We start from the raw sequence: 25,578 nt of genomic DNA, 5'->3' as shown, positions 1-25,578 counted from the left end.
TTTACTAAAAATATAAAAATATTTGGTAATTTGATAAAAAAATTTATATAAAATATTATATTAATGATAGATTACTATTAAATATATTATGTATAATATTACAGGTGGTTCAGGAAAACCCCCTCTTCTTAAACATTATATGGTTGGCCCAGAAATAGAAAAAACTATACAGCACAATGTAAACTGGGCAAAAGGAAAAGAAAAACAGCCAATATTCAAATTTGCTTATCTAATGCTGCCAACCTCTTGCAATCAAAAATGCTTGGGTTGCTTTACAGGTAAAGATAAAGGCAAGCTGCCAAAGGAATTAAATGGTCCTTTCTATTCAAAAGAAACATTGGATAGCATTATATCTTTCTTGAAAGAGCACTCTGCAGAAACAATTGTTTATGGCGGGGGAGGCGAACTTTTCACTTGGAATGGTGCAAAAAAATATATACAGCATATAATTGAGTCAGGACTTGGAATAGTAATTTTCACAAACGGCACATTGCTTGACGAAAAAACAGTGAAATGGTTAAGTGAACTTGATGTATCTCTTATTATTTCAATTAGAGACATAAATGAAAGAGAACATAACCGTCTTGTTGGAATAAAAGGATACAAGAAAACAATGCATACACTAAATTTGGCAATTAAGTATGGAATGCAAAAAGATAATAGGCTTGCTGTTGAAATTCCTGTTACAAACTTAAACCAAAACAGGGTTCTTGATGAATTCATTCCGCAAATGCGTTCTTTAGGAGTTATTCCTTTTGTTGAAGAATTTATTCAAATAACAACCAATAAAAAAGAACAAAAAATTTGTCATAACTTCAAACAATCAAGAGAATTTTTTGAGAAAGCACGCAAACTTGATAGGTCTCTTGGATTTGAATGGAAAAACCAATTCGGGCAGAGAGTGATTGCGCAGCCAATGTGTAAAAGGCCTCTTTATTCTTTTGCAGTTTATCCGAATGGCGATGTAATGGATTGTCCCAGTCATAGTGTAAATTATGGTAACATTTACAAAAATCCAAATGGAATTAGAGGAATTATTTATTCTCAAGTGTTCAAAGATGCGCTATTAAATTTTAGTTTGTGTGCATGTTCTGTGTTTTACACTAATAATGTAGCAAAGCTTTCATCTTTGCCTTCTTATTTAGAGGTGTTTAAAGATGAAAAAGCTTAAGCCAAATATTGAGCCAATTGAAAATTGGAAAGAAATGGTCAAAGAAGGCCCAGTTCAATATTGGGGATTTTTTTCAAAAAAAGAATTGGAAGCAAATAAAGGCAAATTGTTGATGCTTGATATTGATTTTGGTAGGGCATGCTCTCTGCGCTGTCCAACATGCTTTAGAAGAAAAAATGTTGTGGACAATGGCGGCATTCCTGACATGTCATATAATGAGTTGCTTACTGTTTTGAAAAATGCCAAAAAACTTGGATTGAAAACTATAAAGTATTGCGGTGCAGGAGAACCTTTTGAGAACCCTTTATTGCTTCAATTTCTCAGAGATTTAAAAAAATTAGGTGTTGGGTCTGCTATATTCACAAAAGGTCATGTTTTGGGCGATAACAAGCTTGCAAGAAAGATTTTTGCTGGAGAAGGAGTAAAGAATGCATTAGATCTCTGCGGGAAGATATACTCATTTAAGACAAGTATTCTATTAAGTTATCAATCATTTTATAGTGAAATTCAAGATAAGCTTGTTGGAAGAAAAGGTCATACAAAAAAAAGAAATAAGGCATTGGAAAATCTTGCTCAAGTAGGATTTAACAAAACTTCGCCTACACGCCTTGCAATGATTTGTGCTCCTATAATCAAACAGATAAAAGATGAAGTTCTTAACATTTATATTTTTGCAAGAAAAAGAAACATATATCCAGTGCCTGCATATTTGATGGTCAGTGGAAAGCAATTAACAAAAAAATTTTTGAGGAATTATGATTTAACAAGTAAAGAAAAGATAGAGCTTCACAGCAAAATATACAAATGGAATATTGAACAGGGCTTGCAAACAGTAGAGCAAATAGAAAATGAAGGTATTCCCTGCATGGCTGGAATTCATCCTTGCAATCAAGTTGCTGCAGGCCTTTATCTTACGCTTAACGGAAATGTTACTAGTTGCCCTGGTGATAATAGAGTAATAGGAAATGTAAGAAAAGAATCAATAAAAGAGATCTGGGAAAAAAGCGAAAACTTCAAAAGAAGAGGAACCTTTAATTGCAGATGCCCGCCAAAAGATGGAAAAACCATTCCCCTACGATTGTACAGAGAAGTTTTAGAAAGAATTAAGACTTAAAGCTTTTCAATTATTTCTGGTATTTCATCTAAATTCTCTGCGATTATTGCGCCGGCTTTTTTGAGGGCTTCAATCTTTCCTTTTGCGTTGCCTGTGCCCCTGCATAGAATTTTTTCTGTTTCAGTCATGTTTTTGGGTTGAAGGAGTTCTGAATTCTTTCCTGCAATAAATGCAATTAATGGTTTTGAGAACTTTTTTTCTTTCAGTAGTTCAGCAACTTTTTCTTCCTGGCTGCCTGAAGAGGCTCCAAGCAGCACTAAGGCTTTTGTCTGCTTGTCTTCCTCGAATTCCTGCAGCAAGTCAGCAAAGCTTGTTCCTGAAAGCATTTCAGAGCCAGTCTCTATCACCATACTTTGGCCTATTCCTTCTTTTTTCATCAGCCATGCAGTTTCATTCGCTAAACTCTCGCTTTTGGACATTATTCCAATGCCTCCTTTGCTGTACAATTCTTTAGGCTTAGGGCTTCCAATGTATCCAACCAATGTTTTTTCAGGGACAATTATTCCTGCGCTTGAAGGGCCTATTATTCTTGCTTCCTTCTCTCTTGCCAGTGCAAGTATTTCAGTGCTGTCGTGCAGTGGAATGTCTTCTGTGAGGATTACAATCAGTTTTATTTCATTGCTTACTGCCTCGAATACTGCGTCTTTCACTCTTGACTTCTGGGCGCACACGACAGAGCAGTCTGCTTTTGTTTCTTCTTCTATTACCTGCGTCAGAGAATTAAAGCATACAAAACCGTTTGGTTCCTCGATTTTTTCCTGGCACACAAAGGCAGAAATCTTTGTACCGTAATCTTTCATTAATTCTATTGTTTTCATTGCCTGCCTTTCGTTGGCGCCCTGTACTACAACCCTTGTGTTCTCGCCTGCAATCATTTAAATTTTCCCCTAAAATTTAAATATGTTTCAAGCTTTGCTTGAAAATTTTCAAAGCTTTGCTTTGAAACTCTTTCAAATTCCTTTTTGAATTTGAAATCATTTTTCCTTTTCTCCTTTCTTTTTCCTGTGCTCTTTTGCTTTCTGCACTGCAATTTTTGTGCTCTCCCTCATTGAAGTATTCCTGTCCAACACAATCAAATCCAATGCTTTCTCTTTCTCTTTTGTTTCTTCAAGCAGTTTTAATGCTTCCTCCTCGTTCTGGCCTGCCCTTCTCACAATTACCGGAAAGGAAGGCTTTAATTCTTTTAAGGCATCGCAGAATCCTTTCATTGTTGTTTCAATGTTCACGTCGCTCACGCTGTGGCCTAAGTGCAGGCATGCTTCAAGCTCAGGCTTTGAGAGCGCAATCTTGGTTAACTGGTATACTTTTTCTGCTGGAGGGCTTCCTTCCAGTTCAAGATAGCATGCAGGCTTTCCCCCGAATTCTATTAGGGAATCAAGGTTTGCCAATGCTGTGCCTCCTGCTGTTGTTATTACTGCAATTCCTTCGCCTTCGTTGAATTCAATGTACTTTGATTTTGAGCCGTTCTGCTCGTATGACTCAATTTTTTTTGCTGCTAATTCCCTTTCATTCAACTGCCTTAAAGGCTCTCTTTCAGCGAAAGCCATTTGAGGGTGCCTGAACATTGCATTGTCATCCAATTCAATTCTTGCGTTCTCTGCTATAAGGTCGCCCTGCATTGTTTCAACCAATGGATTCATTTCAACCAATTTTGCGTCCAATCCCTTGAATACAGAATACAATTTCGAGAGGATTGGCGCAGCCTTGAGAGAAAGCTTCTGGTCGAATCCTGCCTTCAAAAGCAGATTCCTTGAAGCCCATTCCTGCAATCCAATTAAAGGCTCAACATAAATTTTCTGGACTTTATCCAAATTCTTTTCCAATTCCTTTCCCCCGTGAGAGCACGCCAGAACAACAGGCTTGCCTTCACAGAAATCAAAGCTTATGGCAAAATAATACTCTTTTTTTACGTCCAGTTTGTCTTCAACCAAGACCTTGTTCACCTTGTATCCTGCAAGGCCTCTCTCAAGCATTTCGTCTGCAACCTCTTTTGCTGCACTCAAAGAATCAGTTACCTGTATTCCCCTTGCCCTGCTTTTAGTAACCAAAACTTGCGCTTTAAGGACTCCAATTCTTGTAATCTCTCTTGCATCGCTTACTATCTGGCCTTCAGGCACATTAATTCCATGTTTTGCGAAAAGCTCCTTTGACTCGAACTCATACAACTGCATTTCAACCAATCCAAAAATAATTCCCCAAACCCCTTTAAATAACTATCGAAACGTCCTTTGACGAACAACGAAATTTTTTGATTTGTTTTTTATTTCTTTCCGCTCCAATTCTTTTTATGCATTCAGTGAAAGAATTCATTCCAGCGCAAAAGATTAATGTCCTGCAGAGGCAGCATTATGGCCTCTTCGGGCACAGTGCAGTAAAGCTATGCCATTACACTAAAACTGCCTTGAGGAAGAAGAAGTTCTGCTACAAGCGCCAGTTTTATGGGATTAAAAGCCATCAGTGCATTCAATTTACTCCTGCCTCCAATTTCTGCAACCAGGAGTGCGTTTTCTGCTGGAGGACTTTAGGATGGACAAAAAATTCATTCAAGAAGTATGATGAGCCGAAAGAAATAGTTGAAGGAGCAATTAAGGCTCAAATTCAATTGCTTTCAGGCTTTGGAGGCATACAGGACCCAAAGAAAATAAACAGGAAACTGCTTTTAGAGTCAAAGAAGCCTAAGCACATTGCAATCTCTTTGAGCGGCGAGCCTTCTCTTTATCCTGAACTCCCTGAATTAATTGAAGCATTCAGAGAAAAAGGATTCAGCACTTTTCTTGTAAGCAATGGCTCAAGACCTTCAATGCTCAAGAAATGCAATCCTACCCAATTATATCTTTCCCTTGACGCTCCAAACAAGGAATTGTTCAATAAAATTGACAGACCCAAAGAAAGGAATGCATGGAAGAATTTGCTGAATTCTCTTTCCACCCTGAAAAAGCACAAGAGCAGGACTGTAGTTAGAATTACCTTGGTGAAAGGTTTGAATGACTGCTGTAAGGAAGAGTACGCAAAATTGATTTTGAAAGCCAGCCCGGACTTTGTTGAAGTGAAAGGCTACAGCTGGCTTGGCTTCTCCAGGAAAAGGCTAAAAAAAGAGAATGTCCCTGAAATGAAAGACGTGCTTGCTTTCACAAAAAAACTGAATGAATTCCTGGAATACAAGCCTTCAGGCAGAAACCTGGACGCAAGGGTTGTCCTGCTCCACAACACAAAGAAAGGAGAAAAGCTGAAGATAGATTTTTGGGGGCAGTAAAAAACATCTTTGAATGTTATAAAGTGTATCGGTTAAATTTGGTAAAAAGTTACCGATGTATTTAAATATTATTGCTTATAATATTTATTACATGAATGAAACAGAAATAATGAATATACTTGCTGACTGGAATTTTTGGGGTAATTTTAAAGTAGACTTAAAAGAAAGGCCCATTTATTTTTCAAGGATGGAAGATTTGTTTTCTCATAAAACAGCAATGGTATTATTCGGCATAAGAAGAGCCGGCAAGTCTTCTTTAGCTTACTTGTTTATAAAAAAACGCATGGAAGAAGATAAAATTGCTGCTAAAAATATACTTATAGTAAACTTTGAGGACCCAAGGTTTCCTCCAACACTCAACACAGATAATTTATTTAAAATATACGAGACTTACCTAAAAAATCTTGAACCAATAAATCCAATACTTGTTTTTGATGAAATACAGAACATTAAAAACTGGGAGAAATTTATTAGGTATTTGATTGAATCAAAAAAAACAAGGGTTATAGTTACTGGCTCTTCTTCTAAGCTTTTAGGAAAAGAAATTTCCACAACCCTTGCCGGCAGACACACAGACATTGAAATTTTTCCGTTCAGCTTTAAAGAATTCTTGGAATTTAAAGACTTGCACGTAAAAGACAGACTTGATCTTGTTAAGAATAGAATTAAAATAGCTAGACTGCTTGAGGAATACTTTGAATGGGGGGGTTTTCCTGAAGTGGTCCTTTCAGATTCTGCCCAAAGAAAAAATGAACTTTTACTCCGCTACTTTGATGACATAATTATGAAAGATATAGTTAGAAGATTTGGAGTAAAAGAAATAGAAAAACTTGAAAATTTGGTTAATATTTATATATCCAGTATTTCTACCTTGCAGTCATTCAACAAGTTGAAAGATAAAGTAAACGCAAGCCTTGATACAATAGAAAGATTTTCCAAGTATTTGGAAATAACAAGGATTTTTTTGTTTCTTAAAAAATTTGAGTATTCTGTTGCAAAGCAGTTTAAGTCTATTAGAAAAGTCTATGTGGCGGACATTGGCTTTTATGAGATGAGAGGATTTAAGTTTTCTGAAAATTATGGTAGGGTAATGGAAAACATAGTTGCAATTGAGTTGTCAAGAAAATGTTCTTTTAATCCTAAAATGGAATTTTTTTATTGGAAGAATCATCAGCAAGCAGAGGTTGATTTTGTAGTAAAGAAAGGCTTGAAGGTTGCTCAATTAATTCAGGTGACAAGTGCTTCAAACTTTGATGAAGTTAATAAAAGAGAGCTAAATTCTTTGCTTGCAGCCTCTAAAGAATTAAAGTGTAAAAATTTGCTTTTAATTACAAAGGATTATGAAGACACCAAAAGATTTAAAGGCAAGAAAATAAGATTTCTTCCTTTGTGGAAATGGCTTCTAATACCATAATCGCAAAGAACGGGAAAAAAAGCTCAAGATAGATTTTGGGAAGCAATAATTCAGCATAGGTTTTAAATTCTTTTAATGCCTTCTTTTTTCATTTATGAAGAAAAAACTGAAGCTCGGCTTTTTTTCTTTCACTTCATGCGAAGGCTGCGTGATGGTTGTATTAAACTCATTTAACTCAAAATTCAATGAATTGAGTGAATTCATTGAATTGAAGTACTGCATTCCATTGCTGGAAAAGAACGTAATACAGGAAATGGATGCTGCATTCATTGAAGGGGCAATCGCAAGGCCCTCTGACTTGGAGAAACTGAAGAAGATCAGGGAGAACGCAAAGAAGCTTATTGTGCTAGGCGGCTGTGCTGCTACAGGCTGGCCTTCAACGCAAAGAAACTTTTTCTCCGAAGAAACGAAAAAGGAGATTTCAGGCACAGTGAAAAGATTAGGCCAGTTAGAGAAGATTTCTCTTGCAAAGGATTTCGTTAAAGTTGATGAAGCCCTGAACGGCTGCCCAATAGAATTAAAGGCTTTTGAGGATTTAATGGAAAAATTATTGAAAGAATTTCAAATAAAGTGATTTATTGAATGAATGGAATGGAATTGGAAATTGAGTCAATGACAAAGATTGAAGGCCACACAGGCCTTAAAGTAAAGATTTCAGGGAATAAAGTGGAAAAAGTTGAATTGAGGGTTTCAGAGAACAAGCGCTTCTTTGAGGAAGCAGTAATCAGAAAGAATTTCAATGAAATTCCTTTCCTTGTCTCAAGAATTTGTGGCACTTGTAGTTCTTCCCACCTCCTTGCTTCAGTCAAGGCAATAGAGAACGCCTTTGATGTAAGGCAGAGCCCTCAGACCTTGGCTTTAAGGACTCTTTTAATAAATGCCACAATGCTGAGGGATCATGGAATGCACTTGTATTATTTTGTGCTTCCAGATCTCTTCGAAAAAGAAAGCATTTTGGACTTCAATGGAAAGCTTGAGAAGTGGGTTAGGGATTCAATGAGTGTAAGGAATGCTGGAGTGCAATTGGCTGAAGCTGTAGGAGGAAGGTCAATCCACCCCCTTACCCCCTTAATTGGAGGTTTTTCTAAAACTCCTGAAAAAGAGAAATTGAATGAATGCGTTAAGTCCCTGAAAAGGATAAGGCTGCAGGTAATTGACTTGATTGACCTGTTTTATAACCATAAAATAAATTTTGAGAGAAAGACAGATTATGTCTGCCTTGCAGGGGAACCATATAATTTCCTTGAAGGCGAAATAATCAATTCAAGGGGCATCTGCATTCCTGAAGACCAGATGCTCAAGTACGTGGAAGAATTTGTCATCCCTTATTCTAGCGCAAGCCAGTTTGAATTTGACGACAAGGCTTACATGGTTGGCGCTCTTTCAAGGCTTAATTTGAACAAGTATCACTTGCACAATGAAACAAAGAATGATGTAATGAGGGCAGTGGAAAAGTTTCCCTCTAATTCTTGCTTTGACAATAATCTCGCGCAGGCAGTTGAAATGCTGCACTGCATTGATTATTCAATTGAATTAATTGAATTGAATGATTTTGTTAAAGAGGAAGTTCCTGCAATCGAGCCAATAGAATCTGAGGGCATTGGGGTAGTGGAAGCTCCAAGAGGCACTTTATATCATGAATATCATTTTAATGAAGAAGGAAAGGCAACGCACTGCAATATAATAATCCCCACTGCACAGAATGCAAAAAACATTGAGCACGACATAAAGGATTTCATTGAGCCAAAGCTTTCCCTTCAAAAAGAAGCTCTTTCTTTGGAATGCGAAAAAGTTGTGAGGGCTTATGACCCCTGCATGAGCTGTGCTACTCATTTCCTTAAAGTAGAATGGCTTTGATCTTCTTTCCTGCTTCTCTTGCAGCCTTTTCTTCAGGGTAATCCATTGGAATTCCAATAATTTTTATTTCTTTTATCTGCCCTGTTTTTTTCAGGAGCTTTAAATTGAATGCTGCATCAAAGTCATGGCCTGTAATCCTTGGGGGTAATTTCACTTTCTCCAAGTCTTCAATTAATTCCACCTTCTTTATTCCCTGCACTGCATCCATTGCAATGATCTTCCCCCCAAAATTCTTTATCTCTTCAGTTGAATCAATGAAAACGAATTCAATTTCAGGGAATTCAGGGCCTAAGAGGAGTGCAACCCTTAATGCAAGGCTGTCTTCTTCCACTTCAGGGCTCCCGAAAACAAGAATCTTCTTTTTTTCTTTCATTTTCATTCAACCTTTTTTAACAGGAGGTCTTTTCCTTCCAGGATTTTTGGATTGAATTTCCCGCACTTGGAACAATTGATTAAAATAAAGCCATGCCCCCTCTCTGCAACCATTGCTCTTCCTTTGTAGCCACAAGGGCATTCCACCGAAGAATTTTTTTTGTCTATTTCAATCTCCCATCTCACTTCCCTTTTCAATGCCTGCCTTAATTCTTCTTCTGTGAGCTCAGCTATTTCTCCTAATTCAAGCACTATTCTTTTAGGCTCTTTTCCATTCAATTTCTTTCGCGCTTGCATTACAATTTCTTCCACTATTGCGTGCTCGTGCATTTTTTTTCCTCTTCAGCTGAAAAGCACTTTCAGTAAAAATATTAAGTTGAATTCCGGTTTTTCCCTCATTTGCACTTTTGCAAGGCTTTCTGCAATCAATTCATTTGCTTTTTTGCTTTTGTTTGCTTTCCTTATAATCCAGTTAAGCAAGAACTTCATTTTGCCTGCTTTCTGTAGCCTGTAACTCCTCTTCAATTCAGGCCATAATTCATTCCATAATTCTTTTTCATACTCGCACAGTTTTCTTTCAAATTTTTTTTCGTTTTTCTCTTTCAGTGCCTCACCTATCACTTTTGCTGCAATTATCCCGCTTGCAACAGAATTTGATATGCCCTCACCTGAAAAAGGGTCTACAAGCCCTGCTGCGTCTCCCAATAAAATGCAGTTCTTTTCCTGTACCTTCCTTTTCTTTGAGCCAAAAGGCAGCTGCCATCCCTTTAATGGTGTAATCCTTCTCGCATTCCTGAATCTTTCCTTGAATAATGGTTCCTTTTTTATTATTCGTTGGAGTTCTTCCCTCAAGTTCTTTCCCATTTTCTTCATGTCACATTCAATTATTCCAAGGCCTACATTGTACAGGCCTTCTGCTTCAGGGAAAACCCAGAAATATCCTGGAATCAAATCTTTAATGAAGTGAATTTCTATTTTGTCTTTGCAGCCTTTGACATTCCTGTAATAAGCCCTGAGCGCAATGCAGTTATGCTTTGAATCATGTTCTCTTCCTCTTATTTTTTCTGCTATAAGCGAGTTCACCCCGTCTGCCCCCGCAATAACTTTTGCATGGAATTCTTTTTCTTTTCCTTTTGGGTCAATTCCTTTTACTCCAGTTATTTTTCCTTTTTTTTCAGTAAGGCCTTTCACTTCAAACCCTTCAATTGCTTTCACTGAACTGAATGCCTTTGCTTTTTCGAACAGGATTCCGTCAAAGTCTTTTCTTTTGAACACGTAGCCTGAAGGCTTTCCTTTTATTATTTCTATTGGGATTTCTGCTGTAATTCCTTCCGGGGAAGAAACTGTTATCCCGTAAATTTTCTTGTGAGGCCTTCTCTCAATTTCTTTTTCTATTTTGAGTTCCCTAAGGAGGGCAAGAGTCTTCCAGCTCAATCCGTCACCGCATGCCTTTTCTTTCGGCATTCTTTCTTTCTCCAAAAGCAAAGTGTGAATTCCCTGCATTCCAAGAAAGCACGCGCAGCTCGAGCCAGCAGGCCCTGCGCCTACAATTATTGCGTCAAATTCCTGCTTCATTGTTTTTCCCCTTAATTTTCATTTCACTATTTTTGCTATTGTCATTCCGCCTAACAGGAAAATTATGAGGCTTTCTATTGCCCATTCCACTACAAGCATTGCAGGAAGGTTTATGAGCAGTATCATTGAAAGGCTTGAGGGAATTGCTGCTACAAGGAATAGTATTAGCCCGTAATTGAGTCCTTTTTCTGTAGCATCTTTTCCTGGCACCGCCTTCTTTATTTCACTGTATACTATTGCATAGAGTAATGCTGCGATGAATCCAAATGCAATTGAATAGTAAGTGAATTCCGCTGGCGGAGGCCCTGCTGCGGGCATCATTATCTTGCTCCACACTGCAAAGTAGTTTGGGTCAAGGTAGTAGCTCATTGAAGCCATTGCCCCCAATATATGAATTATGTATCCTATTACTGTGAATATTATTGCCGCAATTATTATTTGTTTGTAATCCATTTTTTTCTCCCCCTTTTTTACTTTGATTTCTTTGTTTTTTCGTATAATTTCTCCAACTCTCTTTCAATGTTTTTAATTGATTTCTCTTTAGCTGTATTCACTGCGTTTTCTGATAGCCCCTGCATTAATTCTTGTGATGAATGAAGTTTAATTATTTTTTCTGCTAACTGCTTTTCATTGAATGCCTTGAACAAGAATCCATTTACTCCTTCCTTGATTGCTTCGGGTATTGCAAGGTAGTCTGCCCCGATGCACGGAAGCCCTATGGCCATTGCCTCGAACACTGTAAGGCCTTGGGTTTCAATCGTGCTTGCCGTAACAAAGATGTTGCTTTCACTTACTTTTTCTGCCAATTTCTTTCCCCTGAATGCACCCAAGAATTGCACTTCTTTCTCCAGCCCGGCTTTTTTTGATTCTTCTTTCAGGGATTCAATTGCAGGACCATTACCTATTACCCTGAATTCCACAGGAAATTTTTTCTGTTTAAGTATTTTCACTGCCTTGATTATTACTTCAATGTTTTTCTCGTAGCTTATCCTTCCAAAGTAAACCAGCCTTATTTTTTTTAAGTCAAATTCTTTTTTCCTAGATTCATTGAATAACTCAAAGTCTATTGCATTGGAAAGCACGAACACATTCTTCAGGCCGTGTGCTTCCAGTTCTTTTTTCATTGCCTCTGAGGGCGTTGTAATTACATTGCAGTTTTTGTAGAATAATTTGGTGTAAGCCCAGCTGATCTTTTTTGCAATGTCTGTTTTTTTTATTAGGGGCAGAGGAAGGTAAACCAAAAATTCAGGGAGGAGTGTATGATAAGTTCCAATCAAGGGCTTCCTCATTATTTTTGCTAGGCTGACTCCAATCCATCCAAGAGAGAAAGGTGTGTGCACGTGAATTATGCCCGGATTGAATTTTCTTACTTCTTCTTCTGCTTTTATTGATAGTGGAGGCGAAATCCTGTACTCCTTGTATGTGGGCAGGTTGATTGCAGCAATCCATTGCACCTTGATTTTTTTATTTAATTTTAATCCGGCTTTTTTTTCTTTTGGTTGAGGAGCAAAAATTATTATTTCATGGCCTTTTTCTGCCAGGGCATTGCACGAATTGGCAATTGAGGTCACAACCCCATTTATCTGCGGCCAGAAAGTATCAGTGAATACAGCAAGCCTCATTTTCTCCCTCAGCCATTAAACACATACAATAATAATATTCTGCTTAAAATTAGGTTTAATCCAATTTAAATTTATTGCCTTGATTCGGCTGAATAAAAAAGTTCGCCTCGGCCGGGAATCGAACCCGAGTCGCAGCCTTTCTCCCCCTTTCTTTCTTTTAGGAAAAGAAAGAAAGTGGTAAGTTATCCCAAAGAAAGAAAAATCATAATAATTGAATTTTGCTTTGGCAAAATTCCCTTTTTCTTTGGGTAACCTACACTTTCTTTTTTCTAAAAAGAAAGGGCGGGGCGACAGGGCCGCATCCTAACCGCTAGACTACCGAGGCACCTTTTTTCTTTAAAAAAGAATTAGTGGGGAGTTTTTTTATTTGTTTCGCAGGGCTTTTGTTTTTGGGTTCTTTTCTCTCCATAAATAAATTATTGCGGTTATTATTAAAGAGAAATTTATTATATTGAGTTCTATTGCATAATATTGAGGTTCAGCGTAGCCTATGGGGGAAACAAAAGTAAATTTTGATAGGGGCCAGAAGATTTGGTGCCCGTAATTTGCGTGAGTGAAAAGGTCCAGAACATTATGAAATCCCAGCCCGAAAACCACTCCTTTAAATTGCTGGAATTTTATTAGTATTACAATTGAAATTATTGCAAAAACTATGAACGAATGCAGTAAATTTGACACTTGGAAAGCAATTGAGCCCTTATAAAAAGAAAGGAATTGGGTGAAGCTTAACCCTAAGAGTGTTGTAATAATTAGGGTTGCAATGAATGGAATGTCAGGAATAATTGATGCAATTACTGCCTGTTTCACCCAGTATTTTTTTCTTGCAAGAAAGTAAGTCCAGAAAGGGTGAGAGAAAGTGTCCATTTAATAATTCCTTTTTTTTCAGATAAGCTTCTTTTTTGCTTGAGTGTCTGTGATGTGTATTACATTCACTGGGCAGCTTTGCGCTGCATTCATGTTGCATCCTAGTTCGTTCAAGTCTGTTTTCTTTGGCTTTGCTTTGTCTCCAGTCATCTCCCAGTTGCCGGGGCATACTGCAGCGCAGGCCCCGCAGCCAATGCAGTTTGGCCTGTCATGCTCTATCTTGTATTTTGCCATTCAATCACCCTTTCTTTGAATTTTTTGAATTATTCTTGTTGATTTCTTTCACTATCTCGTTAATCTTCTTTCCATCCATTCCGTGGGCCAGGCAGCCTTGCTCTAATGTTTCATACATTGAGACATGGCAGCCCAGGCAGTGAAGCCCGTTTTTCATCATGGTTTGCGCTGCCTCTGGCTTTAATTCAAGTATTTCTTGCATTGTCATTTCTTTTGTTATTTTCTTCATTAAATTCCCCGAATTCCCGTTTTATTTCATTATTAATCATAGAAAAATATTATAAATCAATGCTGCTTTTTTGTTCCAGTAAAAATATTCACTACTGCAACAATGTTCACTGTCAGGAAAAGCCACCCCCAAAAAATTAGCAACGGAAGGCCTGCGAACTGCGCTCCTGAAAGGGGAATGTTCCTGTAAACCCATTCACGGGCAAAAGTGTTAGGGATTTCATGCAGCAAAAAATTTATAATCCACGTCATGATGATTAATAAAAGAATTTTCTTGTTTCCTTCAAGCATTTCGAACAGCAATGACTGCCCGTGCCTTTTGAATACGACTGCATCGAAAGCGAAAATGTCTGCGACCATTCCAGCAAAAATTATTTCCCTTATGAAGGCGCTAGAAAAGAAGGCAAAAGAAATTATTGGGGCAATAATTGAAATAAAAAGTATTGCAATGAGGGAGTCTGAAATTCTTTTTTTTGTTTCTTCCTTTAATTTCTTCTTTTTTCTGTTTTCACTTAATTTTTTCCTTAAAAAGAATTCAAGGAAATAATACAATTCATATATTGCAAATGCCCCGAAGGTATAGAAAATGAAGGCAGGATAAATGTAATTCAATGGATAACTGAAATTTGGGTAGAGCCAGAATTTCCCTAAAAATCTCCCGTAAATCAGGTCCAGAAGAAGGCCGAAAGCAAAAAAGAAAAAGAAAAGCTTGAAGAATTCCTTGAATTTTTTTTCTAGGAGAAGGGAGAGAATTGAAGTGCCCCTTAATCTGAAGTCATAGCAGTCAAAGAAAAGCCATGCCCCAACAATAAAGTAAGTGTACCAAAAGCCTGAATGGAACCTTACTGCCTGAATTATGCCAAACAAGGCAAGCAACAGGCCTGAAGCGCTTAAAATAATTCTTTTGTCCATTGAGCGATGCCTTTTTTGTGCTTATAATGGAATTTTAAGCAAGAAGATTTTAATGAATAACTCCATGGACAAAAACATGAGCGAATGAACAATGCATTCAAAGAAAAGCCTGTTGTTGATATTTGATGAAATTAATTTTTTCTTAGCTCCATTAAATTTCATTTTCATAACAAGCCTCCAAGCAATTTCCCCAGTAAAAGAAGCTCAGCCCAATTATAAAACGGTTTTCCTCGTTAAATATATTTTAATATATTAAATATACAGAATATATTTTCTATATTTTTTATATTAAAAAAATAGTATTATATTTTTTTTGCCTTTAATTATTATATGTATGAAGAGAAAGGTCATAAGACAGGGCCACAACACTTTTACTGTTACTATTCCTATTAGGTGGGCCAGGCAGCAGGGCCTGAGCCCTGGCTCTGAAATTGATTTAGTTGAAAAAGGAAATTCTCTTGTAATAAACACTGACAAGGTCAATAACAACGGCAACACCAGGGCTGAAATTGACATTACAGGCCTTCCCAACAAGCTTTTATGGCGTTATATTTCAGCTGTGTACAGGGCAGGCTATGATGAAATAAAAATCAATTTTGACAGCACTGAAAACAATAACGAGAAATTGAATGAATTGTACTATGAAAGGCTTTTCCCAAGCCCCTCTAATGAAAGCCTTAACCTTTATGATACAACCGACTGGTTTTATAGGGGCCTTGTGCCTAAGAGAGTGCCTAATATTACTGCGCTTGATTCAATTCAGGCTTTAGTGAATAGGTTCATTGGGGTGGAAATAATTGAGCAAAAACAGGGTTATGTGGTAGTAAAACAGTTGGGGGAAATTTCCTACAAGGAATTCGACAATGCATTGAAGAGGATTTTCATGCTCTTGATTTCAATGGGGAAGGATGTATTAGAAGCAATAGAAAAAAACGATTTTTCAACTCTTAGAACAATTCACATGATTGACACAAACATTGACAGGTTTCAAGACTACTGCTTCAGGGTGTTCAACGTTAAAGGCTATGAGGAATACAAGAAGACGCCCACAATTTATTCCACTATTTTTCTGCTTGAGCTTGTAGGAGACGAATACAAGATAATTGCACAGCATGTAACCCAGGACAAGCACAAGTACAAGAAGAACTGCCTTAAATTGTTAAGTGAAATCAACTCCCACTTTGAATCCTATTATAGCCTGTTTTGCAATTTCGAGCTTAAAAAGGCAGTAAAGATTTTTGAGAGAGAAGATGAAATTGAGAAGAATGCAAGAAAGCTTTACGAGAAATGCTCTGACGAAGAAAAAGAATTACTGCATCACCTGAAGAAGATTGCAAGGCTTACTATTTCTCTTGTAGAACTGGCAATAGACCTGAAAGCTGAAAAATCTTTCGAGCCAGAGCCTCCCTCAAAAACAAAGCGCTAAAGATAAAAAAATTCTGCCTTAATGATTTGCACAGGGAGGTTAGATTGTTTGCCGTTTGTAGACGTTTTAACTCTTCCAAAAACTTTTACTACCCCAATCCCCTTGCCTTTAAGGGTCTCTTTTACTTTTTTAACTAATTCATTTTTTTGTTTTACAAGCAGTTTACGATTTGGTCTATTTTTTTTTTAGTGCAACATATCTATGATGGTTTGTAACTCTTATCACTTGACCTCTAATAGCTCCTTTAGCAACTTCTAAAGGAGTACTAAACCAGGCTGCTTTAATACGCTGAACAATAGTGCGTTTCATTATAAAACTATAAGAATAGTCATATATAATCATTTAGCTAGCCCTCATCTTTTCACTCTGTAAGCGCAGAATACTTCTTCTACCACAGAAATAGTAATATCCCGTCTTCTGGATTTGTCAATTGGAGGCATGTTGTTGGGAGTAAGAGGTTTGCGGTTTCTCATTTCTTTTCCTTCTTTTTGTATTTTTTATTTAAGAACAGGTAATCTCTCTTTAAGGCATCTGTGTATGCAAGATGTGGGCAGTTCTTTTCCAGACAAATATATTGGGGGATTCCTATACAGTAATACGGCTTTTTTGGCAGTTTGTATTTTGGGTCATAGCGGGGATTTGGAACTTTTTTGGTTTTGAATTTTTTCCAATCGACAACTTCATACCAGTATTTGTCTTTTTTGTCGCTCCATTTCCTAGCGCAGTATGCTTCCAATATTATGTGAGTCCAACCAATTGCATTTTTGCTCATTTCCAAACCTTTTCAAGGTTTTTGAGGCCTTCTTTGAATTCCTCTTCGCCTAACGGGTTAACTATGTTTCTTTCTTTTAGTTCGTCCATTATTTCCCACAAGCTGACTCCTGCTTTTTCTGCTGCTTTGCCTATGCTTATTTGTCCTTTTTGGTATTGCTCTATGGCTTTTTCTAGCTTGTACTGTTTTGCCCCCAGTGAAAATATCCTTTTCAAGGCCGTAGTTTTGTCTGTTTTTTCTTCTTTGGCAACTTCTTCTATTAGTGCAGTGTCTGTCTTTTCAAATCTTGCGGAAACTAACTCAGTTTTCATTTTTTTCCTCCTTTAATTTTTTCGATTTTATTAAATGCTTTAAGAATAAAATCAATCTTATATCTCCCTTCCTGCTGTGCTATTTTTAGTGCTTCTAAAGCATTTTCTTTGGGGATTTTTGCCCTTTCAGCAAACCCTACAATAATGTCTGGAATAGTTGCCCAGTTTATTTCAAGCAATTTTGCTGCATTTATTGCTTGCTTGTCGTCGACCAGCAAAAGTTTTGCATTTGTTTGAATGTAAAGATGTATTGCCTGACTTTCTCCTTCATCCAGATTAAGTTCCTTGAACCATTTCATTACCTTGCTGTCTTTAATAGGCGTTGCTTTTTTAACCATTATTTTGTTTTCTTCGATTGCTTCCTCTATTTTCAATGCATCTATTTTTTGCAACTCTTTTCCTGCTGCAACGGTTTCTTCAAACACTTTCTCAGGAATTTCAACCTCAAATTCTTCACATAGTGCAGTCAATAATCCGGCCTTTGTTCCAATGATCAAAGAGCTGCTGTCACTAATCACAAGCAACTTTGTCATACAATATATTATAATGTAAACAGATTATAAACCTATTGCCGTCCGGCGTGCCTTTTTATTGAGAAAAAGTCCCGCCTCCCGGATGTGCTGTCCAGAAAGTAGTTTTTGGTGTGTGGTTTGTGGTTCATTTTATCGCCTATACATATCATCGTGGTGCCCAAATTTATCAAAAATAATGAAATTTTTTTCTTTGAATACTTTGAAGAAGAGCACAAAGCTTTTCGCAACGTGAACTCTTTTGAATTCCTTCAAATCGTATCGCAGATTTTTGTAGAATCCTATTGTGGTTTCATCTCTTGAGACAACTTCTTCAATTTTTTTCATCAAAGAGTCGTAGAGGTTTTTGTCTTTCTTGAACAGCTTTTCAAGAGTTTCCTCTAACCCATCGCTGAAGTCGTATTCGAATGGCACTTACTTCGCCTCAATAATCTTCCGCAAATCTTTAACACTTCTGCTTCTGAAGCCGTATTTTTTGATGTGCCTGTCACAAGATTCAATGACTTCTCTAATGACGTCTTCCTTTACTTCAGGCTCGACAAATTCCTCCCCGCAAAGCTCGGCAAACTTGTCAAGGGCCTCGCCCTTGTCTTTCAAGCCATACTTCTCTTTAACAACACCAATTACTCTGTTTGTATAATCTTTTACTTTAACATTCATGGTCACAGTTTTCTGCATATAATTTCACCTAATATAAAATTAGTTAAACTAATTTATAAACCTTTCTAGTCGGCGGTCTTTCCAGAGGTCAATCCCGCCTCCCAACCTCCATCTGTGAGTGCAACTCCCCGACGAAAATGGCTGTGTTTATGGTTATTATTTTATAGGTGTTAATGTTCATTATTTATTAGAATTAGTTTATTTGGGAGATGTTTTTTGGCGAGAAAGAGGTTTTTGCCTGTTTATTTCTTGAGGATGGCTGAGGGGCTAAAGCAGGGAACTCCAAGACAGCAGATTGTTACAGAAATTAGCGAAAAGTATGGCATTCCGCGATCAACGGTTAGTGTTTATTTAAGCCAGGTTTTTCCAAAAAAAGAAGCTGTAACTCCTGCAAGAATAAAAGCGTTGTTGTGGGAAAAAAGAAGGGCTGTTTTATCATCTTATGATAGAAGTGAGAGGGCTTTGAAGAGAGAAGCTTCTTTGACTCCTGAGCAGAGGCGTGAGAGGGCTTTGAAAGGTTTGAAGGCTATAGCTTCTTTGACTCCTGAGCAGAGGCGTGAGAGGGCTTTGAAGGCTGCAGCATCCAGGCTGGGGAAAGTTTTTGGAGAATCGAAGTATGTTGAAGATTTGCCTGTGCTGAATCTTTTAGGTGAAGCCGAAAGAAATAAATTGTATGAAGAGCATGTTGGGATAATTGATGCAGCGGTAAGAAGGTTTAGGAACAGGCCTGATTTTGGGGATATTCAGGGAACTGCTGACCTTGCTTTTTTTGTTGCTTTGACTAAGTGGGATAGAAAAGCTGATTTGCCTCAACTGATTAAAGACCAGATAAACTATAGTTTGATTGTTTATTTTTCCGCAGAAAAAAGGCATGCTATTACTGAAGTGCCTTTTGATGAAAGAATTGCAGGAAAACCAAAAAGAGGAAAAAGATAAAGACGTTGCTATTTCTTGCTCATAAAAAAAGGTAAAATATCCCCCCTCCCAACACCGATCTGCTGGTGCAAATCCCGCCGAATTTGGGCGGCTACATTTTATTTATTTGTAGTCGCCTTTAATTGCTTTCTTAGCTTTTTGTACTCATCAAGCAGTAATTCGATTGTTGGTCTGATGTCATGGTTGTTTTCATATTCTTGCAATGATTCATAGTATTTTTTCCTGTTTTTGAAATCAATGTTTACTGGAGGCAATCCGTGCTTTATTAGTATATTGTTCATTAGTATTCTTCCAACTCTCCCATTTCCGTCCTGAAAAGGGTGAATGTTTTCAAACTGGTTGTGTACAACTGTTGCGAGTAAAATGGGGGGGTATTTGTTTTTGTATTTGTTGTACCATTGTGATAGTTCTTTTAGTAATTCAGCAGTTTTTTCTGATGGCGCTCCTTGATGAACAATATTCCCAAGACCGTCTCTTACAACAACTTCTATTCCTTTTTGTCTTATTTTGCCGGCAAATGGCTTACTATTTCTGAAAACAATTTCGTGGATTTGTTTGATTAGTTCAATCGAAATGTGTTCTTTTGTTTTTCTTATAAATTTGATTGCTTCTGTAACGCCATATGCTTCTGAAATGTCTTCTTTAGTTTTATCTTCAGGCCATTTGTCTTTTTCTAATATTTGGTTTACCTCTTTTTGGGTTAGTTCGCTTCCTTCAATTGCGTTAGTATTGTAGGTGAATATTTCTGAGAATCTTTGCCATTGTTCTTCAGATAAATGAAATATTTTAAAGGCCTTTTTTGTTTCAAGTTCCTTTATTTTTTTTATTTCTTCTTCTGTTAAAACTTCAAGCAGCGGGTCATTTATTTTCTTAAATATTTTTACTCTTTGTAAAATTTGTTTTTCTGCAACTTCCCTCATTTGTACAAGTTTTTCTTTGCTTAGATTGCTCCCCAGATATCTTCGAATTTTTCTAACTTTCTTTCCATCTCTAAATGAATGAACTAGATAATATTTCTTCTTGTTTCCGACTTTTTTTATTTCGATAAACATATTGATATAATAGACGGCTACATTTTTTAAATATATCTAAAATTTTGGCTACATTGGCAAAAAAAGCTATGTGTAATAGACTAAAATGTGTAATAAATCCCGCCTCTCAACCCCCAGCTGTGAGTGCGAGTCCCGACAATTTCAGCCATTGCTTACCTGCTGCTGGTTAATTTGTTTTAAATAATTTAAAGCTCTGCTTTAAATACTTAAATTTGCTGTGGCAAATTTAAATAATGTTAAGCAATAGTTGTTACTATGCAGCAAAAATTTTATCTTGACACTGCAATCTGGCGTGATTACTTTGAAGACAGAAAAGACGGCATTAAGCCTCTTGGCGAATTCGCTTTTCAGTTCCTGCGACAGTGCAGGGAAAAAGACATTGAGATTCTTGTTTCCGATACTGTTGTTCTTGAGTTGGAGCGTAGGCTTTCAAAGGAGCGAGTAAAAGAGATTTTTTCCTCTTTTAGTGGCATTATCAGGAAAGTTTCCGCTAGCGCTGAGCAGGTTTCTGAAGCAAGAAGAGAATGGCAAAAGAGAAACAGGCAACTTCCTTTCAAGGATGTTCTTCATACAATTATAGCGAGGGACAATAAGGCTGTACTGGTTGCGCGGGACAAGCATTTCTTTGATTTGCTGGCTTCAATTGTTGAGGTGACAATGCCAGAGGACATTACTTTAGATTGATTCCAAATTTTTTTTCATAGTGTTCTCTTATTTCTCTGTCAATCTTTTTCTCAAATTGTTGCTCTTCCTCTCTGGTTCGCATCGGCACCTTTCCCTTGAGTATTCCTCTTACAGCAAATAGTGCTTCCCACGCTTTCTTTTTCTCTCTTTCTGCTGCCAGCTGTTTTAATTTATCTCTAATGGACTCTCTAATGAATTCTGTTTTGGTAGTGTAATTGAATTCTCGCATGTCTCTCTCAATCTGCTTTGCAAAGGCAGCATCCAATTTAATGCTCACGTGCTCCATATCATTAAGTAATACCTGGTGCTTTTTATAAACCTTGCGTTTCAAAGGCGAGAGTTGCTCTAATAGGTAAGTCCCGCCTCCCAACACCGATCTACTGGTGCAACTCCCGCCGGATTCAGCGATTCTTTTATTGTTTTCCCACGCTGGCAGCTATAGATTTTGCTTAATTCTTCTTACTTTTTCAACCACATTTTTACACATTTGTGAAGACTTCTTATCGTCTGCAAAGATTTGATAGCCAAATACCAAACCATAAGGAATTCTCATTTTTTCATATGGCGCCATAATATTCTTCAAGCTATTGATTCTTGCCCCACCAGCAAGTAATGGCATGGTTTTTTTGATAGGCAAGTCTTTTGTAAATTCCATGATTATTTCTTTTTCTTCTTGTTTGCTTACATTAAAATAATCAACGTCTGCGATAGGGCATATGTAACCATCGCAGCCAAACAGCCTGTGCAGCATTGCAAAAACTTTGTGAGAAAAACTATATCCATAAACTCCCTGCAATGCAGGATGTGAGATTATGGGAACTTTTGAAATTTTCTTGATTTCATGAAGCAAGGGAAATCCAAGAGTAGAAGCATTGATTAGAACCGCCCCTATTTTTTCATCAGATACTACTTTCCTAAAATCTTCTGCCTTATCCAAGTTTATGGCTGGAATGTATTTTTGATATTTCTTTGCAAGTTTAATTCTGTGTTTCAATGGCGCATAGTTTAAGTTCCCTTGCATTTCGTCATCTTTTACTGCATTGAATCCGCCTGATAAAACAGATTTTATTTTTGTTTCCAATATTTCTGTGGTTAGAGTTTTTCCCAGTGAAGGTTTAATTATAGCCATTAAAAGCGGGTAATTGGAAACGTCAAATCGCTTCTTTATTTCTTCAGTTCCAAATTTTGGGCCTGTAAACCATTTGTAAACTTCATTTGGCAATTGTAGTTCTAAGAATTTTACTTTTCCAAAGTTCTTAACAAATGACAATTCCCCAAACAGCACTGTTACAAACTGTGAAACTGAACGGTCAAAAATATCTAAAGGGTAATATAATTTAACTAAAATAGTGTTTTTGTCAGTTTCATGAAATTCAATATTGTCACAAGGCAGGTCTTTAATCTGTTTCCAGCGCTCAATAAATGGTTCTAATTTTTTAATATCAATTTCCTTTAATTCCAATGTTGAAATAATTTGCTTCATACAATCCCTATCCTTTCAACGCATTTTGGTATTGTTTTTTGAATCTTCTCACAAGCCTGATTGCCAACGCCCTTGCATTGTTGTTGTAATGGCATTTTTCTAATGCTTTGAAGTATTGTTGTTTTTCTTTTGTTTTTATGTCAATCATTGCATAGCCATTTTTGTGTAAAACAAAATTCATTATTATTCTTGCTGTTCTTCCATTGCCATCTTGGAATGGGTGAATTCTTACAAGCTTCCAGTGCGCCCAAGCGGCAAGCTCCAGTGGGTGTAATTCTTTTTTGAGTTTTTCATATTCTTTGAAATACAGTTTTATGTCTGTTTGCACAAGTTTTGGTGGGGTGGTCTCAAATGCAGAGCCAGTTATCCTATTTTGTGCTGTTTTGTATTTGCCTGCAACGTAAGGTTTGGTTTCTTTAAAATATATTTCATGTACGTTCAGCAAAAATTCTTCTGTTAATTCTTCTTTGTGTTCTTTCACAAAGTTTAGCGTTTTTTCTGCATTCTTTGCCTCAAGCACATCCTCAAGCGGCTTATTCGGCGCAATATTTTCTCTTAACAGCAGTTCAACTTCTTTTGGTGTTAAAGTGCTGCCTTCAATTGAATTTGAGTTGAAAACAAAAGCCATTACAAAGTTCTGGTCAAATTGTTCCTGCACTGTCTTATTTTGTTTGTTGTATCTTTTCCAAAATTCTTTGTTGATTTCGTCGATCTCTGTTATTTCATCTTTGGTTAAATAGTGAAAGCCATGCAATTTAATTTTTTCTTTTTCAACTTCTTCTTCAAATTTTGCCACCTGTATTTGAAGCTTTGTTTCAGAAGGTTTTTCATTCCCCAGATATTTTCTAAGCTGCTTTCTCTTGCCAGTGGCTATTTGAATGTTTTCAACCAGGTAATAGTATTCTTGTTTGCCTTTCTTTTGTTTTGCCAAATAAGCCATAATTAGTTATTACTCAGAAATGTTTAAAAAGGCATGAGTAATAACAACAATTGAGTAATAAATCCCGCCTCCCAACACTGCTCTACCGGTGCAAGTCCTGCCGGAATTTACAAAATTAGAATTATTTTTTGTAGGTTAAGTCGTTTTTTGGTTTTTGTATTTTAAAATAATAGTATGCTGCTCCTGCTATAATTATTAAAATAATTAGAATAATGAACGGAGTAAAGTCTGTTTCTTCTGGTTTTTGTGGTTCTTTGCCATCATCATCTGTAACTGTTTTTGTGATACATTTCCCATTTTTGCATTCTTTGGTTGTTCCGCAGCTTGTTCCTTCAGTTAAGTTTGTGTTAGAGCATTCTCCTGTTGTAGAATCACAGGAATCTTGGGTGCAAGGATTATTGTCATCACAATTTTTTCCTTTGCACAAGTCTATTAGAGGTTCTTCTTCTGCGAATTCTGCTACTATTGGGGCAGTCATTTCATTTATTGCCTGATTGCTTACCTCGTCGTCTATAGTATAGGTTATGTTTTTTGTCTGGTTTGGGTTAACTTCGTCAATTGAAAATTCAATTACTGGGTCTTCTTTTAATATAGTGAATTCAAAATCGCTTTTTATTTGTGAAGCGTTTAATGCCACTGATTTTGGAATGAATTCAATTATTTTTATGTTTGTTTTCTTTTTTCCTGGATTGTTTATGTTGATTGTCATTGTAGTTTGATAACTTATTTCTCCTGTAATAGTGTCTGTTATTTTTTCCACTGTAATTGTTCTGCTTACTGTTGTTTTTCCTACTGCCTGAGAAGCTTTTTCTATTGCATTCTCTGAAGCTCCAACTTCAGTTAATTTATTCCTTATTTCCTCTGAAGTGGGTTTGTATGAAATTACTTTTTCTAATACAGTTTCTTTTGTTTCTGTTTGGCAGTCTGCTGGGCAATTGCTTGCATTTTCGTCTCCAGTGCAAATTCCATTGCCGCAAACTTCCTGAACTGCAGGAGTGCATTCAACTGAACAGCATCTATCAGAGTCCAGTGCAGTGAGCCATTGTCCTGTACATTCTTCATCATCATTGCAAATGTCTCCATAATGGCCGTCAATGTATTGGGCACGACAGTAATTTAGGCCTCCTGTATTAGGCGCTGGCGGGGAGGTTACAGATATTGTTACTGAAGCAGTTGAACTGTTTACGTCTGATTTTGTTTGTGCAATAACATAAAATGTATGGCTTGCGGTCGTTAAATTATTAAAGTCATAAGAAAGATTTGTACTGTTGTCTACCCATCCATTTGAATCTACTTGAACGTAATATTTGTTTATGTCTCCTGTGTTTGTTGCGCTGTAAACTAATGTTACTCCAGTTGATGTCTGGCTTGAACCGTCTGCTGGATTGGATATTGTTACTACTGGCGCAGTCTGGTCAATTAACACATAAAAAGTGTTTACGTCTCCAATATTTAGCGCTGCGTCAGTGGAATTGAAGTCTAAAGCCCAGTTTCCGTCAGAATTAATGAAAATGTTTGTGTCATATGTAGTCCAAGAGCCATAGGAAACTGTGCTTGATGAGTCAGTGTCAACCCTGTATTTTGTTGTAGGGCAGTTGTTTGAAGCGTCAACGCAGGTCAAGTGAATGTTGGCATCAATTTTCTGCCAAGTAGTATTGCCATCCCATGAAGTTGTCGGAGCAGTATTATCTATCATAAAGCTTGTATTGCTTGAATCTGAGCCTGAATCCCTGAAAGTACCGTTTGGCAGGCTGTCCACAACATTTATATCAATAAAATAGTTTCCGTCTGTGACCACTGCTGTGTTCCAGCTGTAAGTGCAATTATTTGTTGTTACAAAATTTTGGTCTCCGCAAACGCTTGTATTCATTAGGTTTAAGTCTGTGATTAAAGTTGTAAAAGCCCCCTGCGTAGAACTGTAATAAATGCGTGCCATCAGGTTTGAGTCAGCAATAGAATTTGAATCATTATCTGTTACATTAAAATCAATTGTATAGCTTCCTTTAATGTATTGGCTTCCGTTTGGCTGGATGACAAGCACTGTTGGCGCTGTAGCGCTAATAAATCCTAATATTAAAAGGACTCCAAAAAAAATTAAAGCTGTTTTAAATTTCATGTCATACTATAATAGAATATTGTTCTTTTTAAATGTTTTGTTGCTGTAAAGT

Annotated in this window: 31 protein-coding genes and 1 tRNA gene; 9 read left to right on the top strand and 23 right to left on the bottom strand. The window is 37.0% G+C overall.

What is annotated here, in order from left to right:
* Positions 1-88 precede the first annotated feature (88 nt).
* Together AB1467_03725 and AB1467_03720 are read left to right on the top strand one after the other, a co-directional pair.
* Complete coding sequence (locus tag AB1467_03725; GenBank protein MEW6295375.1) at positions 89-1,171, top strand: radical SAM protein; 1,083 nt, start codon at positions 89-91, stop codon at positions 1,169-1,171.
* Positions 1,158-2,285 (top strand): radical SAM protein, encoded by a 1,128-nt coding sequence (locus AB1467_03720; GenBank protein MEW6295374.1) that lies wholly within the window; start codon positions 1,158-1,160, stop codon positions 2,283-2,285. Before AB1467_03725 ends, AB1467_03720 begins: the two co-directional genes overlap by 14 nt.
* Here AB1467_03720 and AB1467_03715 read toward each other — a convergent pair.
* Positions 2,282-3,160, bottom strand: a complete 879-nt coding sequence (locus tag AB1467_03715; GenBank protein MEW6295373.1) for a CoA-binding protein — start codon at positions 3,158-3,160, stop codon at positions 2,282-2,284. The two genes, AB1467_03720 and AB1467_03715, sit on opposite strands and share 4 nt — an antisense overlap.
* Positions 3,161-3,259: 99 nt before the next feature.
* Entirely contained in the window at positions 3,260-4,456 is a 1,197-nt protein-coding gene (locus AB1467_03710; protein ID MEW6295372.1) for an ATP-grasp domain-containing protein, read from the bottom strand.
* 116 nt (positions 4,457-4,572) lie between these two features.
* Here AB1467_03710 and twy1 point away from each other — a divergent pair, with 116 nt between their 5' ends.
* From twy1 to AB1467_03690, 4 genes are all read left to right on the top strand, one after another.
* Positions 4,573-5,538 carry a 4-demethylwyosine synthase TYW1 gene (twy1, locus tag AB1467_03705; GenBank protein ID MEW6295371.1) on the top strand — a complete coding sequence of 322 codons (966 nt, stop codon included), beginning with the start codon at positions 4,573-4,575 and terminating at the stop codon, positions 5,536-5,538.
* Between the two features lie 91 nt (positions 5,539-5,629).
* Positions 5,630-6,952, top strand: coding sequence for an ATP-binding protein (locus AB1467_03700; GenBank protein MEW6295370.1), 1,323 nt, complete (start codon positions 5,630-5,632; stop codon positions 6,950-6,952).
* A 94-nt stretch (positions 6,953-7,046) separates the two neighbouring features.
* Positions 7,047-7,526 carry a hypothetical protein gene (locus tag AB1467_03695; GenBank protein MEW6295369.1) on the top strand — a complete coding sequence of 160 codons (480 nt, stop codon included), beginning with the start codon at positions 7,047-7,049 and terminating at the stop codon, positions 7,524-7,526.
* A gap of 8 nt (positions 7,527-7,534) precedes the next feature.
* Positions 7,535-8,809 carry a nickel-dependent hydrogenase large subunit gene (locus AB1467_03690; protein ID MEW6295368.1) on the top strand — a complete coding sequence of 425 codons (1,275 nt, stop codon included), beginning with the start codon at positions 7,535-7,537 and terminating at the stop codon, positions 8,807-8,809.
* Here AB1467_03690 and AB1467_03685 read toward each other — a convergent pair.
* From AB1467_03685 to AB1467_03635, 11 genes are all read right to left on the bottom strand, one after another.
* Positions 8,790-9,182, bottom strand: coding sequence for a hypothetical protein (locus AB1467_03685; protein ID MEW6295367.1), 393 nt, complete (start codon positions 9,180-9,182; stop codon positions 8,790-8,792). The genes AB1467_03690 and AB1467_03685 overlap by 20 nt on opposite strands.
* 2 nt (positions 9,183-9,184) lie before the next feature.
* Positions 9,185-9,511 (bottom strand): hydrogenase/urease maturation nickel metallochaperone HypA, encoded by a 327-nt coding sequence (locus AB1467_03680; protein MEW6295366.1) that lies wholly within the window; start codon positions 9,509-9,511, stop codon positions 9,185-9,187.
* Between the two features lie 12 nt (positions 9,512-9,523).
* The gene (locus tag AB1467_03675) at positions 9,524-10,756 is read right to left on the bottom strand and encodes a geranylgeranyl reductase family protein (protein MEW6295365.1); all 1,233 of its coding nucleotides are present in this window, start codon (positions 10,754-10,756) and stop codon (positions 9,524-9,526) included.
* A gap of 18 nt (positions 10,757-10,774) precedes the next feature.
* Positions 10,775-11,209, bottom strand: a complete 435-nt coding sequence (locus tag AB1467_03670) for a hypothetical protein (GenBank protein ID MEW6295364.1) — start codon at positions 11,207-11,209, stop codon at positions 10,775-10,777.
* A 17-nt stretch (positions 11,210-11,226) separates the two neighbouring features.
* Positions 11,227-12,378: a glycosyltransferase gene (locus AB1467_03665; protein MEW6295363.1), complete on the bottom strand. Its 1,152-nt coding sequence runs from the start codon at positions 12,376-12,378 to the stop codon at positions 11,227-11,229.
* Between the two features lie 103 nt (positions 12,379-12,481).
* A tRNA-Asp gene (locus AB1467_03660) sits at positions 12,482-12,703 on the bottom strand.
* Positions 12,704-12,741: 38 nt separating this feature from the next.
* On the bottom strand, positions 12,742-13,242 hold the full coding sequence (locus AB1467_03655; GenBank protein MEW6295362.1) for a metal-dependent hydrolase: 501 nt from the start codon (positions 13,240-13,242) through the stop codon (positions 12,742-12,744).
* 18 nt (positions 13,243-13,260) lie between these two features.
* The gene (locus tag AB1467_03650; GenBank protein MEW6295361.1) at positions 13,261-13,476 is read right to left on the bottom strand and encodes a ferredoxin; all 216 of its coding nucleotides are present in this window, start codon (positions 13,474-13,476) and stop codon (positions 13,261-13,263) included.
* Between the two features lie 4 nt (positions 13,477-13,480).
* Positions 13,481-13,705 carry a DUF1858 domain-containing protein gene (locus AB1467_03645; protein ID MEW6295360.1) on the bottom strand — a complete coding sequence of 75 codons (225 nt, stop codon included), beginning with the start codon at positions 13,703-13,705 and terminating at the stop codon, positions 13,481-13,483.
* 56 nt (positions 13,706-13,761) lie between these two features.
* Positions 13,762-14,616: a hypothetical protein gene (locus tag AB1467_03640; protein ID MEW6295359.1), complete on the bottom strand. Its 855-nt coding sequence runs from the start codon at positions 14,614-14,616 to the stop codon at positions 13,762-13,764.
* A gap of 21 nt (positions 14,617-14,637) precedes the next feature.
* The gene (locus tag AB1467_03635) at positions 14,638-14,784 is read right to left on the bottom strand and encodes a hypothetical protein (GenBank protein ID MEW6295358.1); all 147 of its coding nucleotides are present in this window, start codon (positions 14,782-14,784) and stop codon (positions 14,638-14,640) included.
* A 166-nt stretch (positions 14,785-14,950) separates the two neighbouring features.
* On the opposite strand from AB1467_03635, the gene AB1467_03630 reads away from it, so the two are divergent.
* Positions 14,951-16,042, top strand: a complete 1,092-nt coding sequence (locus AB1467_03630; protein ID MEW6295357.1) for an AbrB/MazE/SpoVT family DNA-binding domain-containing protein — start codon at positions 14,951-14,953, stop codon at positions 16,040-16,042.
* Between the two features lie 469 nt (positions 16,043-16,511).
* On the opposite strand, the gene AB1467_03625 is transcribed toward AB1467_03630, so the two are convergent.
* The 5 genes from AB1467_03625 to AB1467_03605 all read right to left on the bottom strand — a co-directional run bounded on the left by AB1467_03625 (position 16,512) and on the right by AB1467_03605 (position 18,333).
* Positions 16,512-16,814 carry a hypothetical protein gene (locus AB1467_03625; protein MEW6295356.1) on the bottom strand — a complete coding sequence of 101 codons (303 nt, stop codon included), beginning with the start codon at positions 16,812-16,814 and terminating at the stop codon, positions 16,512-16,514.
* Positions 16,811-17,125 (bottom strand): UPF0175 family protein, encoded by a 315-nt coding sequence (locus tag AB1467_03620; protein MEW6295355.1) that lies wholly within the window; start codon positions 17,123-17,125, stop codon positions 16,811-16,813. The genes AB1467_03625 and AB1467_03620 overlap by 4 nt, the downstream gene beginning before the upstream one ends.
* Entirely contained in the window at positions 17,122-17,658 is a 537-nt protein-coding gene (locus tag AB1467_03615; GenBank protein ID MEW6295354.1) for a hypothetical protein, read from the bottom strand. Before AB1467_03615 ends, AB1467_03620 begins: the two co-directional genes overlap by 4 nt.
* Before the next feature lie 129 nt (positions 17,659-17,787).
* Positions 17,788-18,069, bottom strand: a complete 282-nt coding sequence (locus tag AB1467_03610) for an addiction module toxin RelE (GenBank protein MEW6295353.1) — start codon at positions 18,067-18,069, stop codon at positions 17,788-17,790.
* On the bottom strand, positions 18,070-18,333 hold the full coding sequence (locus tag AB1467_03605) for a hypothetical protein (GenBank protein ID MEW6295352.1): 264 nt from the start codon (positions 18,331-18,333) through the stop codon (positions 18,070-18,072). It lies immediately after the preceding gene.
* A 198-nt stretch (positions 18,334-18,531) separates the two neighbouring features.
* Here AB1467_03605 and AB1467_03600 point away from each other — a divergent pair, with 198 nt between their 5' ends.
* Positions 18,532-19,251: a hypothetical protein gene (locus tag AB1467_03600; protein MEW6295351.1), complete on the top strand. Its 720-nt coding sequence runs from the start codon at positions 18,532-18,534 to the stop codon at positions 19,249-19,251.
* 98 nt (positions 19,252-19,349) lie between these two features.
* Here the strand turns inward: AB1467_03600 and AB1467_03595 are convergent, their stop codons facing one another.
* Positions 19,350-20,303, bottom strand: a complete 954-nt coding sequence (locus tag AB1467_03595) for a Fic family protein (protein ID MEW6295350.1) — start codon at positions 20,301-20,303, stop codon at positions 19,350-19,352.
* A 255-nt stretch (positions 20,304-20,558) separates the two neighbouring features.
* Between AB1467_03595 and AB1467_03590 the strand changes: the two genes are divergently transcribed.
* Positions 20,559-20,987, top strand: a complete 429-nt coding sequence (locus AB1467_03590) for a hypothetical protein (GenBank protein MEW6295349.1) — start codon at positions 20,559-20,561, stop codon at positions 20,985-20,987.
* Here AB1467_03590 and AB1467_03585 read toward each other — a convergent pair.
* The 4 genes from AB1467_03585 to AB1467_03570 form a co-directional block, all read right to left on the bottom strand.
* Complete coding sequence (locus AB1467_03585; GenBank protein ID MEW6295348.1) at positions 20,974-21,273, bottom strand: ribbon-helix-helix domain-containing protein; 300 nt, start codon at positions 21,271-21,273, stop codon at positions 20,974-20,976. The two genes, AB1467_03590 and AB1467_03585, sit on opposite strands and share 14 nt — an antisense overlap.
* A 150-nt stretch (positions 21,274-21,423) precedes the next feature.
* Positions 21,424-22,470: a RuBisCO large subunit C-terminal-like domain-containing protein gene (locus AB1467_03580; GenBank protein MEW6295347.1), complete on the bottom strand. Its 1,047-nt coding sequence runs from the start codon at positions 22,468-22,470 to the stop codon at positions 21,424-21,426.
* Between the two features lie 7 nt (positions 22,471-22,477).
* On the bottom strand, positions 22,478-23,410 hold the full coding sequence (locus AB1467_03575; GenBank protein MEW6295346.1) for a Fic family protein: 933 nt from the start codon (positions 23,408-23,410) through the stop codon (positions 22,478-22,480).
* A 121-nt stretch (positions 23,411-23,531) separates the two neighbouring features.
* Entirely contained in the window at positions 23,532-25,526 is a 1,995-nt protein-coding gene (locus AB1467_03570; GenBank protein MEW6295345.1) for a CD1107 family mobile element protein, read from the bottom strand.
* Positions 25,527-25,578: the final 52 nt, after the last annotated feature.

Source organism: Candidatus Diapherotrites archaeon, assembly GCA_040755695.1.
In the GTDB taxonomy this organism is placed as follows: Archaea; Iainarchaeota; Iainarchaeia; order Iainarchaeales; family 1-14-0-10-31-34; genus JBFMAK01.
This window is presented reverse-complemented; position numbering and strand designations above follow the sequence as displayed.